General features: G+C 39.2%; 2 protein-coding genes. Both read left to right on the forward strand.

Annotation, left to right across the window (positions count from 1 at the left end; translation table 11 throughout):
- Positions 1-41 precede the first annotated feature (41 nt).
- Entirely contained in the window at positions 42-455 is a 414-nt protein-coding gene (locus tag ACFIQE_RS11165; protein ID WP_273790553.1) for a hypothetical protein, read from the forward strand.
- Positions 443-568 carry a hypothetical protein gene (locus tag ACFIQE_RS11170; protein WP_375637186.1) on the forward strand — a complete coding sequence of 42 codons (126 nt, stop codon included), beginning with the start codon at positions 443-445 and terminating at the stop codon, positions 566-568. Before ACFIQE_RS11165 ends, ACFIQE_RS11170 begins: the two co-directional genes overlap by 13 nt.
- The last annotated feature ends 142 nt before the right edge of the window (positions 569-710 follow it).

The following is a 710-nucleotide window of genomic DNA, read 5'->3' on the forward strand; positions in this document are numbered from 1 at the left end:
CATCGTGAACAAGTTCCTTCAAGTAAATCATGGAGTAAAAAATGAAACAAACCTTAAAATTATTAAGTGCTGTAACTCTATTCAGTATCGCTGGATGTCAGTTTAATAAGCCTCCTTCAGGATACTTGACTGCTTGGGAGAAGCCAGGAGCAGATTTTACTGAAATAGGAAAAGCATTATTAGAATGTGGTATGCCAACGCCTTATGATGTATTTCCAGAAAATAGAAAGCAGAGCATCAATGCAAAAGCAACAACTTATGCTTGCATGATTCAATCAGGATTCCGCTATAAAGATGAAGAAGTAGCAAGAGCGGGAGGGTGGTGTTATACTTTTAGAGCCGAAAACTTGCCCATTTGTCGTCCAGGTGCTGTGATCCCGAGGCCCAGTGTCAAGAAGCGCTTAAACAGCCCTTTTTGTAAAAAATATAAAAATGCACCTGAATGCAAACCTTAAGTCTTGCTAGTGATGATCAACAATCCGCCATCCTTGCCTTCGCTTGGAATGGTGGGATTGTTTTCTCAACCAATCATCTCAATATTGTTCACCGTTGTTTTAAGCAGCGGTGACAGGAAATATCAACAGGTTTATGAGCTCTGTTTTATCGTAAATAAATCCATTGAAAGAGGGGAAAAATGAAGAAAATCTTAAAACTATTGAGTTGCATAGCTCTCTTAAATACAGCTGGATGTGTTAACCAACCTCCTCCAT

Source organism: Bartonella sp. AA1HLJMS (genome assembly GCF_042197445.1).
Classification (GTDB): domain Bacteria; phylum Pseudomonadota; class Alphaproteobacteria; order Rhizobiales; family Rhizobiaceae; genus Bartonella.

Excerpts from the sequence above, each read along its gene's own strand:
- ACFIQE_RS11165 (WP_273790553.1), top strand. The coding sequence starts at position 42 with ATGAAACAAACCTTAAAATTATTAAGTGCTGTAACTCTATTCAGTATC.
- ACFIQE_RS11170 (WP_375637186.1), top strand. The coding sequence starts at position 443 with ATGCAAACCTTAAGTCTTGCTAGTGATGATCAACAATCCGCCATCCTT.